Source organism: Lysobacter sp. TAF61 (assembly GCF_052113485.1).
Taxonomy (GTDB): Bacteria; Pseudomonadota; Gammaproteobacteria; order Xanthomonadales; family Xanthomonadaceae; genus Lysobacter_J.
Map to the genome: position 1 here is coordinate 52,787 of NZ_JBFRDH010000001.1, position 15,105 is coordinate 67,891.

Annotated in this window: 17 protein-coding genes; 16 read left to right on the forward strand and 1 reads right to left on the reverse strand. The window is 68.6% G+C overall.

All coding sequences use genetic code 11. The annotated features are described in order from the left end of the window. Positions 1–10: 10 nt before the first annotated feature. The 14 genes from AB4Y64_RS00295 (at position 11) to AB4Y64_RS00360 (ending at position 12,863) form a co-directional block, all read left to right on the forward strand. The gene (locus AB4Y64_RS00295) at positions 11–1,699 is read left to right on the forward strand and encodes a flagellar biosynthesis protein FlhF (RefSeq protein ID WP_441814464.1); all 1,689 of its coding nucleotides are present in this window, start codon (positions 11–13) and stop codon (positions 1,697–1,699) included. Beyond that, positions 1,686–2,603: a MinD/ParA family protein gene (locus tag AB4Y64_RS00300; protein ID WP_441814465.1), complete on the forward strand. Its 918-nt coding sequence runs from the start codon at positions 1,686–1,688 to the stop codon at positions 2,601–2,603. Before AB4Y64_RS00295 ends, AB4Y64_RS00300 begins: the two co-directional genes overlap by 14 nt. Next, on the forward strand, positions 2,600–3,361 hold the full coding sequence (locus AB4Y64_RS00305) for an RNA polymerase sigma factor FliA (RefSeq protein WP_441814466.1): 762 nt from the start codon (positions 2,600–2,602) through the stop codon (positions 3,359–3,361). The genes AB4Y64_RS00300 and AB4Y64_RS00305 overlap by 4 nt, the downstream gene beginning before the upstream one ends. Positions 3,362–3,412: 51 nt before the next feature. Beyond that, positions 3,413–3,805, forward strand: a complete 393-nt coding sequence (gene cheY, locus AB4Y64_RS00310) for a chemotaxis response regulator CheY (protein ID WP_441814467.1) — start codon at positions 3,413–3,415, stop codon at positions 3,803–3,805. Beyond that, positions 3,802–4,443, forward strand: coding sequence for a protein phosphatase CheZ (locus tag AB4Y64_RS00315; protein ID WP_441814468.1), 642 nt, complete (start codon positions 3,802–3,804; stop codon positions 4,441–4,443). The genes cheY and AB4Y64_RS00315 overlap by 4 nt, the downstream gene beginning before the upstream one ends. 5 nt (positions 4,444–4,448) lie before the next feature. Then, on the forward strand, positions 4,449–6,251 hold the full coding sequence (locus AB4Y64_RS00320) for a chemotaxis protein CheA (RefSeq protein WP_441814469.1): 1,803 nt from the start codon (positions 4,449–4,451) through the stop codon (positions 6,249–6,251). 26 nt (positions 6,252–6,277) lie between these two features. Then, positions 6,278–7,018, forward strand: a complete 741-nt coding sequence (locus AB4Y64_RS00325; protein WP_441814470.1) for a flagellar motor protein — start codon at positions 6,278–6,280, stop codon at positions 7,016–7,018. A 7-nt stretch (positions 7,019–7,025) separates the two neighbouring features. Continuing rightward, positions 7,026–8,159 carry a flagellar motor protein MotD gene (gene motD / locus AB4Y64_RS00330; RefSeq protein WP_441814471.1) on the forward strand — a complete coding sequence of 378 codons (1,134 nt, stop codon included), beginning with the start codon at positions 7,026–7,028 and terminating at the stop codon, positions 8,157–8,159. Position 8,160: 1 nt separating this feature from the next. After that, entirely contained in the window at positions 8,161–8,934 is a 774-nt protein-coding gene (locus AB4Y64_RS00335; RefSeq protein ID WP_441814472.1) for a ParA family protein, read from the forward strand. Next, positions 8,931–9,584: a chemotaxis protein CheW gene (locus AB4Y64_RS00340; protein WP_441814473.1), complete on the forward strand. Its 654-nt coding sequence runs from the start codon at positions 8,931–8,933 to the stop codon at positions 9,582–9,584. The genes AB4Y64_RS00335 and AB4Y64_RS00340 overlap by 4 nt, the downstream gene beginning before the upstream one ends. Positions 9,585–9,663: 79 nt before the next feature. Further along, the gene (locus AB4Y64_RS00345; protein WP_441814474.1) at positions 9,664–9,954 is read left to right on the forward strand and encodes an STAS domain-containing protein; all 291 of its coding nucleotides are present in this window, start codon (positions 9,664–9,666) and stop codon (positions 9,952–9,954) included. Beyond that, the gene (locus AB4Y64_RS00350; RefSeq protein WP_441814475.1) at positions 9,951–10,316 is read left to right on the forward strand and encodes a response regulator; all 366 of its coding nucleotides are present in this window, start codon (positions 9,951–9,953) and stop codon (positions 10,314–10,316) included. The genes AB4Y64_RS00345 and AB4Y64_RS00350 overlap by 4 nt, the downstream gene beginning before the upstream one ends. 3 nt (positions 10,317–10,319) lie before the next feature. Continuing rightward, positions 10,320–12,299, forward strand: a complete 1,980-nt coding sequence (locus AB4Y64_RS00355) for a chemotaxis protein CheW (protein WP_441814476.1) — start codon at positions 10,320–10,322, stop codon at positions 12,297–12,299. A 45-nt stretch (positions 12,300–12,344) separates the two neighbouring features. Further along, positions 12,345–12,863 (forward strand): chemotaxis protein CheW, encoded by a 519-nt coding sequence (locus tag AB4Y64_RS00360; protein ID WP_441814477.1) that lies wholly within the window; start codon positions 12,345–12,347, stop codon positions 12,861–12,863. A gap of 45 nt (positions 12,864–12,908) precedes the next feature. On the opposite strand, the gene AB4Y64_RS00365 is transcribed toward AB4Y64_RS00360, so the two are convergent. Beyond that, positions 12,909–13,082, reverse strand: coding sequence for a DUF1328 family protein (locus AB4Y64_RS00365; protein WP_441814478.1), 174 nt, complete (start codon positions 13,080–13,082; stop codon positions 12,909–12,911). A gap of 181 nt (positions 13,083–13,263) precedes the next feature. Here AB4Y64_RS00365 and AB4Y64_RS00370 point away from each other — a divergent pair, with 181 nt between their 5' ends. Together AB4Y64_RS00370 and AB4Y64_RS00375 are read left to right on the forward strand one after the other, a co-directional pair. Next, positions 13,264–14,154, forward strand: a complete 891-nt coding sequence (locus tag AB4Y64_RS00370) for an NAD(P)/FAD-dependent oxidoreductase (RefSeq protein WP_441814479.1) — start codon at positions 13,264–13,266, stop codon at positions 14,152–14,154. 5 nt (positions 14,155–14,159) lie between these two features. Further along, positions 14,160–15,065, forward strand: coding sequence for a YihY/virulence factor BrkB family protein (locus AB4Y64_RS00375; protein WP_441814480.1), 906 nt, complete (start codon positions 14,160–14,162; stop codon positions 15,063–15,065). The last annotated feature ends 40 nt before the right edge of the window (positions 15,066–15,105 follow it).

The window sequence follows — 15,105 nt, forward strand, 5'->3', positions numbered from 1 at the left end:
GGAGGAAGCAGTGAGAATCAAGCGTTTCATCGCCCCCGACATGCGCACCGCGTTGCGCTTGGTCCGCGAAGAACAGGGCCCCGATGCGGTGATCCTGTCCAACCGCGCCACCGAGGGCGGCATCGAGATAGTCGCCGCCACCGATTACGACGAATCGCTGGTGACGCAGGCCCTGCGCGCCGCACTGCCGACGCTGGAGACTGCGCCTGTCGCGACGCCTGCAGTTGCGCCAGTCGCTGCGCCGGTCATTGCCAGCACTCCTGAACCTGCAATGGCAACCGCAATGGCAATGGCTGCGGCAGTGACGACCTTTGCCAGGCCGCAACCGTCGCTGGTCTCCCGCGCACGCGCGGTGTTCAAGGTGGGCGACGGTCCGAAGGTCATCGAGGGCCCGACGCTCGCCGAGCTGACTGCAGCGCCGACCTCCAAGGTACCGGCCGCGGCGATTGCACCGAGGGCCGAAGTTGCCACCGCCACAGTTGCGCCGATGCCCGCCACGCCCTTTGACGCAATGATGGCCGCGCTCGATCCGGCCGAGGCCACCATGCCCGTGGCCGTTCCGGTGCCGGTGCTTTCCAGCGTCGTCGCAAGCGTCGTCGCAAGCGATACCGATTACCTCACCATTCCCGAAGCCGTTGCCGCCATCGCGCCGACGGTCGCGATTGAAAGCCCGGTGACGCCCGTCGCGACGGAACAGACCGAAGCGACCGCCGCGGCGGAGAGCGTGCTCACGGAAAGCACCCCACCGCAGATCCCGGCCCTTCGCCCCGTCGCAACCACCAGCGAACAACCCGACCCGGCCCTGGTGTCCATGCGTTCCGAGCTGTCGAGCATGCGCCAGCTGATCGAAAAGCAGATGGAGCAGCTCTCGCTCGAACGCCTGCGCGGATCGCCGGCACGCGCGGCGGCCTACGAGGCGCTGCTCGAATACGGCTGCGACGACATGCTCGCCCAGGCCGTCGCGGCAAAGATCGACCCGCGCCTGGAGCCGGCCCGGATCCTCGAACCGATGCTGGCCGAGCTCGCCCGCATGCTCACCATCGCCCGCAGCGAAACCATCGACGATGGCGGCGTGATCGCCCTGGTCGGTCCGACCGGTTCGGGCAAGACCACCACGGCCGCCAAGCTGGCTGCACGCTTCGCCGCGCGCCACCGCGCCCGCGACGTCGCCCTGGTGACCATCGATGGCGAGCGCGCCGGTGCGCGCGAACAACTGCATGCGCACGGGCGCCGCCTGGGCATCACCGTGTGCGAAGCCGCTGGCCCCGATGGCCTGCAGACCGCCCTCGCCCAGCTCACCGATTACCCGCTGGTGATCGTCGATACCCCCGGGTATGCCCCGCGCGACCGCGGCCTGTTCGGCCAGATCCTCTGGCTGCACCAGAGCCGCAACGTGCGCAGCCTGCTGGTGCTGCCGGCCAACGCCCACCCGCACGACCTGGGCGAAGTCGTCCGTCGTTACGGGCCGGCCGCGCCGGAAGGCGTGGTGCTGACCAAGGTCGACGAGGCCGGACGCATGGGCTCGGCGCTGTCGGTCACCGTCCGCCACGGCCTGACGCTGGCCTACACCACCCACGGCCAGAACGTGCCGGACGACATCGATACCGCCGACGCAACCCGACTGGCCCGGACACTGGAGAAAGTGTGCCGTGCTGCCGATAACACCCTCGCCGCCGAGGATCGCCATGCAGTTGCCTGACCCCCATCCGCACTCCGCCCACCTGTCCGTCCAGTTGCCCAACCCCGGTGGCAACGCGGCGCCGTGCGTGATCGCCGTCGCCAGCGGCAAGGGCGGCGTCGGCAAGACCTCGGTATCGGTCAACCTCGCCACCGCCCTGGTCAATGCCGGCCAGCGCACGCTCCTGCTCGACACCGACCTGGGCCTGGCCAACGTCGACGTGATGCTCGGCCTGTCGCCGCGCTTCACCCTCGCCGACGTCTTCGCAGGCCGCTGCGAACTGCGCGATACGGTCATCGAAGGCCCGAACGGGCTGATGGTGGTGCCTGCCTCGTCCGGCAAGCGCCACATGACCGAACTGCAACCGCAGCAGCATGTCGGCCTGGTGCACGCGTTCTCGCAGCTCGACCTGCCGATCGACGCGATGGTGATCGACAACGCCGCCGGCATCGCCGACGGCGTGCTGACCTTCTGCCAGGCCGCGCAGGATGTCGTGGTCGTGGTCTGCGACGAACCGGCCTCGGTCACCGATGCCTACGCACTGATCAAGGTGCTCAACCGCGAGCGCGGCCTGACCCGCATCCAGGTGCTGGCCAACCAGGTCCAGCACGCCGCCGAGGGCCGCCAGCTGTTCGAGAAGCTGCAGCGCGTCAGCAACCGTTTCCTCGATGTCACCCTCAATTACCTCGGCGCGATTCCGCGCGACGAATGGCTGCGTCGCGCAATCCAGCGCCAGGAAGCCGTGGTCGATGCATTTCCTTCGTCGCCGTCGGCGCTTGCCTTCCGCGACATCGCCCGGCACTCGCGCCAGTGGCAGTCGCCGCCGGGGCCGCGCGGGCACGTCGAGTTCTTCATTGAGCGGCTGATTTCACAAGCGCCCTCGCAGGCTCCGGCCAATTCGCCCGTGCGGAGCTCTGCCGCATGAACGCCGTCGCCGCCGCCCACTACCGCGCCGCCCAGAACGGCAGCGCCGCCGACATCGTCGTCCGCCACGGCGAGCTGGTCCGCCGCATCGCCCATCACCTCGCCGCGCGCCTGCCGGCCAGTGTCGAGATCGACGACCTGATCCAGGCCGGTATGCTCGGCCTGATCGACGCAGCACGCAATTTCCAGGCTGACCAGGGCGCCGCGTTCGAGACCTACGCATCGATCCGCATCCGCGGCGCGATGATCGACGAGATCCGCCGCGGCGACTGGGTGCCACGCTCGGTCCATCGCCGCTACCGCGACATGATCGCCGCCACCCGCGACATCGAGCAGCGCACCGGCCGTGCCGCCACCGCGCAGCAGGTCGCCGACGCGCTCGGCATCGGCCTGGACGAGTACCACCGGATGGTCGAGGACGCCGCCCGCGGCCAGCTGGTCAGCCTCGATGCCCACATGGAAGAACACGACGGCGAACCGCGCCTGGCGACGAGCAGCAACGCCACGCCGGCGCGGATGTTCGAGAACGGCGCATTCCGCGACGCACTCGGCGCGGCCATCGGCGACCTGCCGGAGCGCGAGCAGCTGGTGCTGTCCCTCTACTACGAGCAGGAACTGAACCTTCGCGAGATCGGCGCGGTGCTGTCGGTCAGCGAATCGCGCGTCTGCCAGATCCACGGCCAGGCGATGGTGCGACTGCGCGCGCGCCTGGGCGAATGGCGCGGCGAGCGCGAAGAAGACGACGACTACCTGCCCTGACCGGCCACCACTCCTTTTTCCACGAAATCCAGAACTGCCCAAGAGACCCGCATGGACAAGAACATACGCATCCTCATCGTCGACGACTTCTCGACCATGCGCCGCATCGTCAAGAACCTGCTCAACGATCTGGGGTTCTTCAACACCGCGGAAGCCGACGACGGCAACAGCGCACTGATCGAACTGCGCAAGGGCCCATTCGACCTGGTCATCACCGACTGGAACATGCCCGGCATGCCCGGCATCGACCTGCTCAAGGCGATCCGCGCCGACGCCGCGCTGGCAAAGATCCCGGTGCTGCTGGTCACCGCCGAGGCCAAGCGCGAGCAGATCCTCGAAGCGGCGCAGGCCGGCGTGAACGGCTATGTGATCAAGCCCTTCACCGCGGCCACGCTCGGCGACAAGCTCGGCAAGATCTTCGAGCGCCTCGGGGCCGCAGCGTGAATGCCGTGCCGGTGGTCCAGGCGCCCCCCGGGCGCGCCGCGCCGGAGCGTGAGGACCGCCAGACCGTGATCGAATGCCTGCACGCCGCGCTCGACGCGCTCGAGGCCGACGACCACGCCGCCTGGCGCGCCCATGTCGATGAACTGATCCAGTGGCGCACGCAGCCGCTGGTGATGGGACTGGCCAAACTCGCGCGCGAACTCGATCAGGCGCTGGGCGATGGCCCGGGCAGCGGCGGCGGTTCGCTGCCGGAAGCCTGCGCGCGCCTGGAGCACGTAGTGCGCATGAGCGAGGAAGCCAGCCATCACACGCTCGACCTGATCCAGGAATGCGGCGCGCTGCTCGGCACGCTGCCGGTCACCGAAGCCGGGGGCCAGGCCGTGACGGTCCAGGCGATCCGCAATCGCCTCTCGGAGATGACCGCCGCGCAGGGCTACCAGGACCTCACCGGTCAGATCATCCGTCGGGTGGTCGACCTGGTGCAGGCGGTGCATGCCGGGCTGGGCGATTACGCCGATGCAGGCGACCGGCCGTTGCAGCTGTCCGGTCACGGACACGGTCCGTCGCTCGCCGGTGTGGATCCGCCCGCGGCCACGCAGGACGACGCCAACCAGCTGCTGTCGTCGCTGGGTCTGTAGCCGCCGTGTCCGCGATCGCCTCCGACATCTGCGCCGACTTCCTGGTAGAGGTCGGCGAAATCCTCGACCAGCTCGGTGAGCAGATGGTCGCGCTGGAGCATGCGCCGACCGACCGCGAATGCCTCAACGCGGTGTTTCGCGGCTTCCATACCATCAAGGGCGGCGCGGGCTTCCTCGATTTCACGCCGATGGTGGCGATCTGCCACGCCGTGGAGGATCGCCTCAACGCCGCGCGCACCGGCGCGGCGCCTCTGGACGCGCAGGCGTTCGACGGCGCCCAGCAATCGCTGGACCTGCTGGTGGACATGTTGCGCAGCGTTTCCGCCGGCCTGGAACCCTCGCCCGCGCCGGAGCCTTTGCTCGCCGCGTTGCGCGCAGGTTCGTCGGCGCCTGCGCCAATGGCGACGCCCGCTGCCTCTGCGATCGCCGCGTTCGCTGCGGGTGGCGACGGCATCGACGACCTCGATTTCGAAGCGCTGCTGGACAGCCTGCACGGTGCCGGCGGCGTTCCCGGCGAGGTGCCCGCGGCGACCGCGCCTGCGCCGGCTCCCTCGCCCGCAGCCACGCCTGCTCCTTCGACCGCCGTGGCGAAAGGCGGCAACGCCGCACCGGCGGAGAACGCGGAAGTCACCGTCCGCGTCGATGTGCGCCGCCTCGATGCGATGGTCAACCTGGTGGGCGAGCTGGTGCTCGCGCGCAACCGCCTCAAGACGATCCGTCCGCGCCTGCGCGACGATGATCTCGACCGCGCCGTCGGTTCGCTCGATGCCGCGACGTCGAGGTTGCAGTCGGCGGTCATGACCGCGCGCATGCAACCGGTCGGGCGTGTGTTCGCCCGTTTCCCCAAGCTCGCCCGCGACGTCGCCCGCCAGCTTTCGAAGAACGTGGACCTGGAAGTGATCGGGGCCGAAACCGAGCTCGACCGCAACCTGGTGGAGGCCCTCGCCGACCCGCTCGTGCATCTGGTCCGCAACGCCATCGACCACGGCATCGAGATGCCCGATGCACGCCGCCGCGCCGGCAAGCCGGAGCTGGGGCGCGTGCGTCTGAGCGCGCAGCAGGAAGGCGACCACGTCGCCATCGAGGTGCGCGACGACGGCAACGGCATCGACCCCGAACGGGTCCGGCGCAAGGCCATCGACAAGGGCCTGATCGATGCCGAGGCCGCCGCGCGGTTGTCGGCCGAGGAATGCCTGCAGCTGATCTTCCTGCCGGGATTCTCCACGCGCGACCAGGTCAGCGACCTGTCCGGCCGCGGCGTTGGCATGGACGTCGTGCAATCGCGCATCAGGGAGCTGTCGGGCTTCGTGCAGATCCATTCAGAGCCGGGCGTCGGCAGCCGCTTCGCGATCCGCGTGCCGCTGACGCTGGCGATCCTGCCGACGCTGCTCGTCGAGATCGGCGACGACGTCTACGCACTGCCGCTGGTGCGCGTGGTCGAAGTGCTCGCCTACCAGCCCGGCAACACCTTGTGGATCGATGGCCAGCAGGTGCTCGACCTGCGCCAGGAACCGCTGCCACTGCTCGATCTGCGCGAATGGCTCGGCCTGGAAGCCGGTTCGATGGCGGAGACGACGTGCGTGGTGCTGCAGTCGGGCGAGCAGCGCTTCTGTCTGATCGTCGATCGCGTGCGCGGCCGCGAGGAAGTGGTCATCAAGGCCTTGCCGCCCACCTTGCGTGGACTGCCCGGCTACGCCGGCGCAAGTCTGGTCGGTGACGGTCGCATGACACTGATTCTCGACGTCGATGCATTGCTGCGTACCGGATTGCGAGAGAGCTCACAGAACAGCCGGTCGCAACTCAAGTAATCCCCATGGCAACCGATAAATCCCCCATGGACCGACTCAGTATCATTGGCGCAGTTCTCGCCATCTCCGCGCTGCTCGGCGGCAGCGTGCTCAAGGGCGCGGGGCTGTCCAGCCTGTGGTCGCCGGCGGCGTTCGTGATCGTGATCGTCGGCACGCTGGCATCGATCCTGCTGCAGACACCGATGGCGACGTTCATGCGCGCGATGCGCATGTTCCGCTGGGTGTTCCAGCCGCCTGCGCACGATCGCGTCGCGGTGATCGCGCAGATCGTCGAGTGGTCCACCACTGCACGCAAGCAGGGCCTGCTCGGCCTGGAAGCACAGGTGCAGCAGCAGGAGGATCCGTTCCTGCGCAAGGGGCTGCAGATGGTGGTCGACGGTGTGGAGCCGGAGTCGATCCGGCAGATGCTCGAGATCGACCTGCACGGCCAAAGCACGCGCGATCTCGCCGCTGCGAAGGTATTCGAAGGCATGGGCATCTACGCGCCCACCCTTGGCATCATCGGCGCGGTACTGGGCCTGATGGCGGTGATGAAGAACCTCGCCGATCCGAGCAAGCTCGGCCACGGCATTGCCGCGGCCTTCACTGCCACCATCTACGGAATCGGCTCGGCCAACCTTGCGCTGCTGCCCATGGCCAGCAAGCTCAAGGGACTGGTGCACTCGCAGACCGAAGAGCGCGAGATGATCATCGAGGGCCTGATCGCGATCGCCCAGGGCGAGAACCCGCGCAACATCGAAGCACGCCTCAACGGCTACGTGCATTGAGGTCGGCATGGCTCGCAGGCGCCCCCACGAGGACCACATCAACCACGAAGCCTGGGCGATCCCCTATGGCGACCTGATGACGTTGCTGCTGGCCTTCTTCGTGGTGATGTATGCGATCTCCTCGCTCAACGAGGGCAAGTACCGGGTCGTGTCCGATGCGCTGTCGTCGGCGTTCGGCGGGCCGCCGCGCACCATCGTGCCGATCCAGCTGGGCAAGTCGCAGCTGCGTGGCTCGTCATTCGACCGCCCGTCGCTGCAGACCGCCGCGGCCAAGACCGGCCCGGCGTCGACGACCGCGGTGACCAGTGTGCGGGTGCGCCAGATGCTGGACATGCCGACCTTCGGCCGCCACCACGTCAACGACAAGACGGTCGAGTCGGAGCAGCAACTGCTGCGCGAGCGCGATACCCAGCTAAACTCCCTCGGCGCGCAGATCCAGGATGCGCTGACCGAGCTGGTGCGGCAGAAGCTGGTCACCGTACGACGCGGCCGCACCTACCTCGAAGTCGAGATCCAGAGCGACATCCTCTTCGCCAGCGGCGTCGCCGAACCGAGCACGATTGCAACGGCCACCGTGCGCAAGCTCGCCGCCGTACTGCGCGCCGCGCCTAACGCATTGCGCGTGGAGGGCTACACCGACGATGTTCCGATCAGCACCGCGCTGTTCCGCTCGAACTGGGAGTTGTCTGCTGCGCGCGCGGCCAGCGTGGTCCATGTCCTGGTCGGCGAAGGCATCGGCCCAGAGCGATTGGCCGTGGTCGGCTACGGCCAGCACCAGCCGATCGCGGACAACAACACCGTCGAGGGGCGCAATGCCAACCGTCGCGTGCTGCTGGTGATCCTGGCCGCACCGCAGGGACCGGACGCGGTGCCGGACAAGACGCCGGCGATCGCCATGCAGGACGTGGCGCCCGCTGCAGCCGGTGCGCCAATCGCCGCGGCGCCGGCAGCATTGCCGCGGTCCTTGCCCCATCGCTTGCCGCCCTCGGTGCCCATGCCCGCACCTTCCACCTCGCCTGCCAGCTCGCCGGCAAGACGCGCAGCGACCGCGCATGACATCGCCGCACCTTCCCTCCACCCGGCGACCACGGTACCGGCCACGGTGTACGTGCAACGCGCCACCGACTCGGAGGCTGGCTGACATGCAGGCCTGGGCCATCGCAAACCAGAAGGGCGGCGTCGGCAAGACCACGACCACCCTGTGTCTCGCCCGTGGACTGGCGCTGGCCGGCAACCGCGTACTGCTGATCGATCTCGATCCGCATGCGTCGCTGACCCGGGCCTTCGGCGTCCCGGCCAGTCCGCCGCCCGCCGGCACGCACGACCTTTTCAGCATCGACGGTGCATCACTGGCATCGCTCGCGCGCACCACCGACATCGAAGGCCTCAAGCTGGTCGCCGCACAACCGGCCTTGGCGACGCTTGAACGTCGCGGCGCAACCCAGCCCGGGCTCGGGCTCGCGCTGGGGCGGGCGCTGCATGCCGCCAGGTCGATGTACGACTACGCCCTGCTCGACTGCCCGCCCACGCTCGGCCTGCTGATGGTCAACGCACTGGCTGCGGCAGACCGCCTGGTCGTGCCGACCCAGACCGACCCGCTCGCCCTGCACGGTCTGGCCGACATGCTGCGCACCGCCGAGATGGTGGAGCGCTCGCGCCGCCGGCCCATGCCGCGCTATGTGCTGCCAACCCTTTTCGACCGGCGCACGCGCACCGGTGTGCACAGCCTGGAACTGCTGCACGATCGCTACGAAGACCGCGTCTGGCCGGGCGCGGTGCCGATGGATACGCGCCTGCGTGACGCGCACGCGCTGACCACCGCAGTCATGCCCACCGGGCGCGGCGCCGATGCCTACCGGCGCGCCTTGAAGTGGCTGTTGGCCCAGGACGGCGCCGCGCAACAGCAGGCCGCATGAACACCGGGGGCGACATGATCATCGACGATTACCTCGACGCCCTGCTCGATGGCGCTGACAGTTCGCCGACGACCGTGGTCGCGATCGATGCGGTTGCTACCGCCCCGGCACCAGCGCCCGCACCGATTGAAACGCCAGCACCCGGCCCCGCAGCGGTCGCCGCGGGCCCTGTTGCGCCTGCCGCAATCCTGCCGCCGCCTGCCCGGCCCCTGCCCTCGCCGCCACACAAGGCCGTAACCGCCTCTTCGCAGCGCTGGCTGCGGACCAATGTCGGCCACGACAGCTACGCACTGGAACTGCTGCGCGTCCAGGAAGTGCTGAGGCCGGCCCCGATCGTGGCTATGCGCGGTGCCGCGCCGTCCGTGCTGGGCGTGATGAATCTGCGCGGCCGCGTCGTGCCGGTGTTCGACCTCGGCATCTGGCTCGGCACCGACCGCGTGCAGCCCGACGAGCGCAGCCGGATAGTCGTGGTCGAGCGCAACGACGAGCTGATCGGCGCCCTGGTCAGCGCAGTCGAGGATGTGGTCACCCTCGGCCGCGACCGCGTCGAGCCGCCGCTGCCCGGCAGCGATCCCGGCGCCATCGTCGGCATCGCCCGCGTCGGCGCCGTGCCGACGGTGCTGCTCGACGCCAATGCCCTGTTCGGCTGACGCGGCCCTCAACTCGCGGCCCTCAAGTCGTGACGCAGTTCGCCGTTAATGCCTTCGAGTACCCGCCAGTGGCTGACCTATGAACCAGCTATCCCTGCAAACCGACCTGGGCATTGAATGCGTCGCCGAGCTGCAATCGGCGCTGCAGCAACACCTCGACCACGACGGTCCGCTGGCCTTGGCCGGCGATCGCGTCGAGCGCGTGCATGCCGCCGGACTGCAGTTGCTCCACGCCTTCGTCCGCGACCGCGCCGCACGCGGCCACCACACCTTCGTCACCCTTGCCTCGCCGACCCTCGCCGCGGCTGCGCGCCAGCTCGACATGGCCGCCAGTCTCGGGGTCGACACTGAAACCGGAGAGACCGCTTGAGCGCGCAACTTCTGATCGTCGACGATTCCACCTCCATGCGGCAGATGGTTGCCTTCGCCCTGACTTCCGGTGGCTACACCGTGCGCGAGGCCGAGGACGGCCGTGCCGCGCTCGAGATCGCCCGCACCCAGCGCTTCGACGCGGTGGTCACCGATGTCAACATGCCGGTCATGGACGGCATCACCCTGATCCGCGAGCTGCGCCAGCTGCCGGCCTACAAGTTCACGCCGCTGCTGATGCTCACCACCGAATCCGGTGGCGACAAGAAGATGGAAGGCAAGGCCGCCGGCGCCACCGGCTGGCTGGTCAAGCCGTTCGATCCCGAGCAGCTGGTCGCAACCATCCGCAAGGTGCTTGGCTGAGCCATGGACATCACCCGCTTCCACGCTGCGTTCTTCGAGGAAAGCCGTGAAGGGCTGGACGCAATGGAGAGCGGCCTGCTGGCAATGGAAGGCGGCAACGGCGATGCGGAAACCATCAACGTCATCTTTCGCGCCGCGCATTCGATCAAGGGCGGTGCGGCGACGTTCGGCTTCACCGCCGTCACCGACCTGACCCACCTGCTGGAAACGCTGCTCGACGAGGCCCGCGGCGGTCGCCGCGCGCTCGATTCCGATGCGATCGGCGCGTTGCTGACGGCGGTGGATGTGCTGCGTTCGCTGCTGGCAGCGTGCGAGCACGGCAGTCCGGTAAACCAGGCGGCGTTGACACAGGCGCGTGCCGGCCTGGATCGCCTGTTGGCGATGCCGGGCGCAAGTGCAGCAACCGGACCCGCAAGCGGCAGCGCCAGCGTCGCCAAGGCCGAACCCGCAGGCGACTGGCGCATCGGCTTCAAGCCGGCGCCGTCGATGTTCATGGGCGGCAACGATCCGCTGCGCATCCTTCGCGAACTGGCCAGCCACGGCGAACTGGGCGTCACCTGCCTGGACTCGGCCTTGCCGCCGTTCGAGCAGATGGATCCGTTCGAGGCCTACCTGGCCTGGGACCTCACCCTGCCCGGCCACGTTTCGCGCGCCGCCATCGACGAGGCGTTCGCCTGGGTCGAGGGCGAGTGCGAGCTCGACATCACCTCGGTCGCAGCAGCGCCGCTGGCGCCGGTGGTCGAGTCCGCTCCGGCGCTTGCCACCGACACGGCCGTGTCCCGCGGCGGCGACACCGCCGACAGCTCGATCCGCGTCGCCGTCGCCAAGGTCGATGCGCTGATCAACCTGGTGGGCGAGCTGGTGATCACCCAGGCCATGCTGCGCCAGCGGTCCGAGCAGCTCGACCCGGTCGCCAACGAGCTGCTGCTGTCGGGGCTGGTGCAACTGGAGCGCAACACCCGCGACCTGCAGGAATCGGTCATGGGCGTGCGCATGCTGCCGGTCGAGTTCGCCTTCAGCCGCTTCCCGCGCATGGTCCGAGATCTCGCCACGCGCCTGGACAAGAAGGTCCAGCTGCGCACGTTCGGCGAGGCCACCGAGCTCGACAAGGGCGTGATCGAGAAGATCGTCGACCCGCTGGTGCACCTGGTCCGCAATGCCATCGACCATGGCCTGGAAATGCCCGCCGACCGTCGCGCCGCGGGCAAGGACGAATCCGGCACGCTGACGTTGTCGGCCGCGCACCAGGGCGGCTACATCGTGATCGAGGTCGGCGACGACGGTCGCGGCCTGAACCGCGAACGCATCCTGCGCAAGGCCGCCGAACGCAGCCTCGCCGTGCCCGAGAACCCCAGCGACGCACAGGTCTGGGACCTGGTGTTCGCGCCGGGCTTCTCCACCGCCGAAGCGCTGACCGACCTGTCCGGTCGCGGCGTCGGCATGGACGTGGTCAAGAAGAACATCGCCGCCCTCGGTGGCCAGGTCGAGATCCGCAGCCAGTTCGGCCAGGGCACCACCGTGTCGATCCGCTTGCCGCTGACGCTTGCCATTGTCGACGGCATGTCGGTGGCGGTCGGCGACGAAGTGTTCATCGTCCCGCTCAACATGGTGGTCGAGTCGCTGCAGCCGGCCGCGGCCGACGTGCGCACCATAGGCGGCGATACCCGCGTGCTGCGCGTGCGCGACGACTACCTGCCGCTGCTCAACCTGGCCCAGCAGTACGGCCTGCCCGCGGCAACGCGCGCCGCCGACGCCGAACCGGCCACGCCGATCGCGGTGGTGGTGGAAAGCGACGGCCGCCGCCTGGCGCTGGAAGTCGACGAACTGCTCGGCCAGCAGCAGGTAGTGGTCAAGAACCTGGAAAGCAATTACCGCCGCGTGCCGGGCGTCTCCGGCGCGACCATCCTGGGTGATGGTCGCGTGGCTCTGATTGTCGACACCGATGGCCTGGTCCAGGCCGCGCGTCCGCCGCTTGCCGCCTGATCACCCACCCACTCCAACGCGCAGACCTTCCTTCGAGGCAGCACCATGACCGCCACATCCGCACATTCCCCGCGCAACGATCACCGCGCCAGGACGCAGTCGGTGGAAGCCGCCGACGAGTACCTGACCTTCGCCCTTGGCGAGGAGGAATACGGCGTCGAGATCCTCAAGGTGCAGGAGATCCGCGGCTACGACACCGTGACCCGCCTGCCCGACGCACCGGACTACATCAAGGGCGTGATCAACCTGCGCGGCACCATCGTGCCCGTGATCGACATGCGCCTGAAGTTCCGCCTGGCGCGCGCCGAGTACAACGCGCTGACGGTGATGATCGTGCTCAACGTCGCCGACCGCGTCGTCGGCATGGTCGTCGACAGCGTCTCCGACGTGATCCAGCTCGAAGCCGAACAGATCCGCCCGGTGCCCGACATCGGCTCGGCGATCGACCGCCAGTTCATCACCGGCATCGGCACGCAGGGCGAACGCATGCTGATCCTGCTGGAAATCGAGCGCCTGATGACCAGCGCCGAAATGGGCCTGGTGGCCGAGGCCGCGGCGGCCTGAGGGCCGCCGGACAAGCGCCATTGACAGGGCTAGCCATTGACAGGTCTAGGTGATCTTCTTCGCCACCGTCATGCCGAGGATCAGCAGCACCAGGGCAATGCCCAGGCCGACCCAGAACAGCAGCTTGGCGATACCCATGGCCGCGCCTGCGGCTCCGGTAAAGCCCAGCGCGCCGGCGACCAGGCCGATGATGGCGAATATGATGGCCCACTTGATCATCTTGCGCTCCACTGGGGATCTGGCGCGACGCTAGCCCGCGCCATGTAGTGGTCACGTGAGTGTCTTAACCGCGCCCGGCGGCTGAAGCCGCGGGCGCGCACGGCTCGACACCCCATTCACTCCTGCGACGCCACCATGCCCGCAAGGGCCATCCGGCTCCGAATGGAGTGGACGCGATCACGTGTCGGACCTGTTCGATTGCATCGTCATCGGTGGCGGTCCGGCCGGATTGACCGCCGCGACCTATCTGGCGCGCTACCGTCGGTCCATCGTGGTCTTCGACCACGGCCTGTCGCGTGCGGTCTGGATTCCCACCAGCCACAACTGCCCGGGCTTTCCCGATGGTGTCGGTGGACGCGAACTGCTCGCGCGGATGCGCCAGCAAGCCACTTCGTTCGGCGTGCACACCATGGACGAGGAAGTCGCCTCACTGGTGCACGAGCAGGACCACTTCGTGCTCACGCACGGCAACGCCCACGCGCGGGCGCGCAATGTGATTCTCGCCACGGGATGCGAGGACGTCATGCCCGCGATGGACGGACTTGAGGCGGCAGTTGCCAGCGGCGCCATGCGCCTGTGTGCGATCTGCGATGCCTTCGAAGCGATCGACCTGGACATTGCAGTCTACGGGCCGCTCGAGCACGCCGCTTCGCATGCGCGCTTCCTGCGCACGTATTCGCGCAAGCTCGTCATGGTTCCGTCGCGGGAACCGCAGGGTGCAGACGAACGCGGGCAGCTCGAACGCGACGGTATCGAAGTCACCCGGCCGGCGAGCGCGCCACGCTTCGATGGCGAGCGCTGCCAGTTCGACATCGACGGCGCGACACGAAGCTTCGACGTCGTCTATCCATCGATGGGCATGATCTCGCGCTCGAGCCTGGCCACTGACGCCGGCGCGAAATGCGATGAGGAAGGCGCGCTGATCACCGACCGCCACCAGATGACGTCAATCGAGGGGCTCTACGCCATCGGCGATGTCGTCAGCGGCCTGAACCAGATCTCGGTCGCCACCGGGCATGCAGCCATCGCGGCTACGGCGGTGCACAACCGTCTCGCGCCGAATGCCTGTTGACGGACATGACCGACCCCACGTCACCGCGCCCCCTCCCCGAGCAGCAAGGCAAGTCGCTGCGCCGACCGGCGGTCGAGGCATTCGTCCGCCGCGCCCGCGGCAGCCTGCCGGTGGCGCTGGCGCAGCGCTTCGTCGACACCGACCTGATGTCGCAGGCCGCTGCCCTTGCCCTGTATGCCGTGCTGTCGCTGGCGCCACTGCTGCTGATCCTGGTGTGGCTGACCAGCGCCCTGCTCCCGGGCGCGCAGGAAGCCCTGATGGACCAGATCGGCACCCTCGCCGGCCACGAGGCCGAGCAGATCGCGCGCACGATCATCGACAACGCCCAGGCCCGGCCCGACACCGGATCGATCGCCGGCTGGTGGAGCGCAGCCTTGCTGCTGGTCGGCGCCACGGCAGTCTTCGCCCAGCTCCAGGACGTGCTGAACCGGATCTTCCGCACCGATGCCACGCGCCTGTCGAGCATGCTCGCCTGGTTGCGCAAGCGCGTCTTCTCGCTCGGGCTGGTCTTCGCCATGGGCTTCCTGCTGCTGGTGTCGATGACCGTCAGCACCGCGCTGCAGTTGGCGTTCTCGCGCTACGAGTGGGCGCTGCCGGCGCTGCTCAACGCTGCCACCTGGCTCATCTACACGCTGTCGTTCGCGCTGATGTACCACTACCTGCCCGACCGCCGCGTGGGCTGGAAGCGGGCCCTCGGCGGCGGCGCAGCGACCGCGGTGCTGTTCGTGCTGGGGCGCAACGCCATCGCCTGGTACCTGGAGCGATCCGACCCCGGCTCGGCCTATGGATCCATGGGCGCGCTGCTGCTGGCGCTGGTCTGGATCTACTACGCCTCGCTGATCGTCTTCGTCGGCGCGTTGTTCACCGCCGTGATCGATGAGCGGGCGCTGGCGCGGCAGAAGCCGGCCTGACGCCCGGGGCCGGTTATCAAAACCCGCGCCAGGAAGCAAA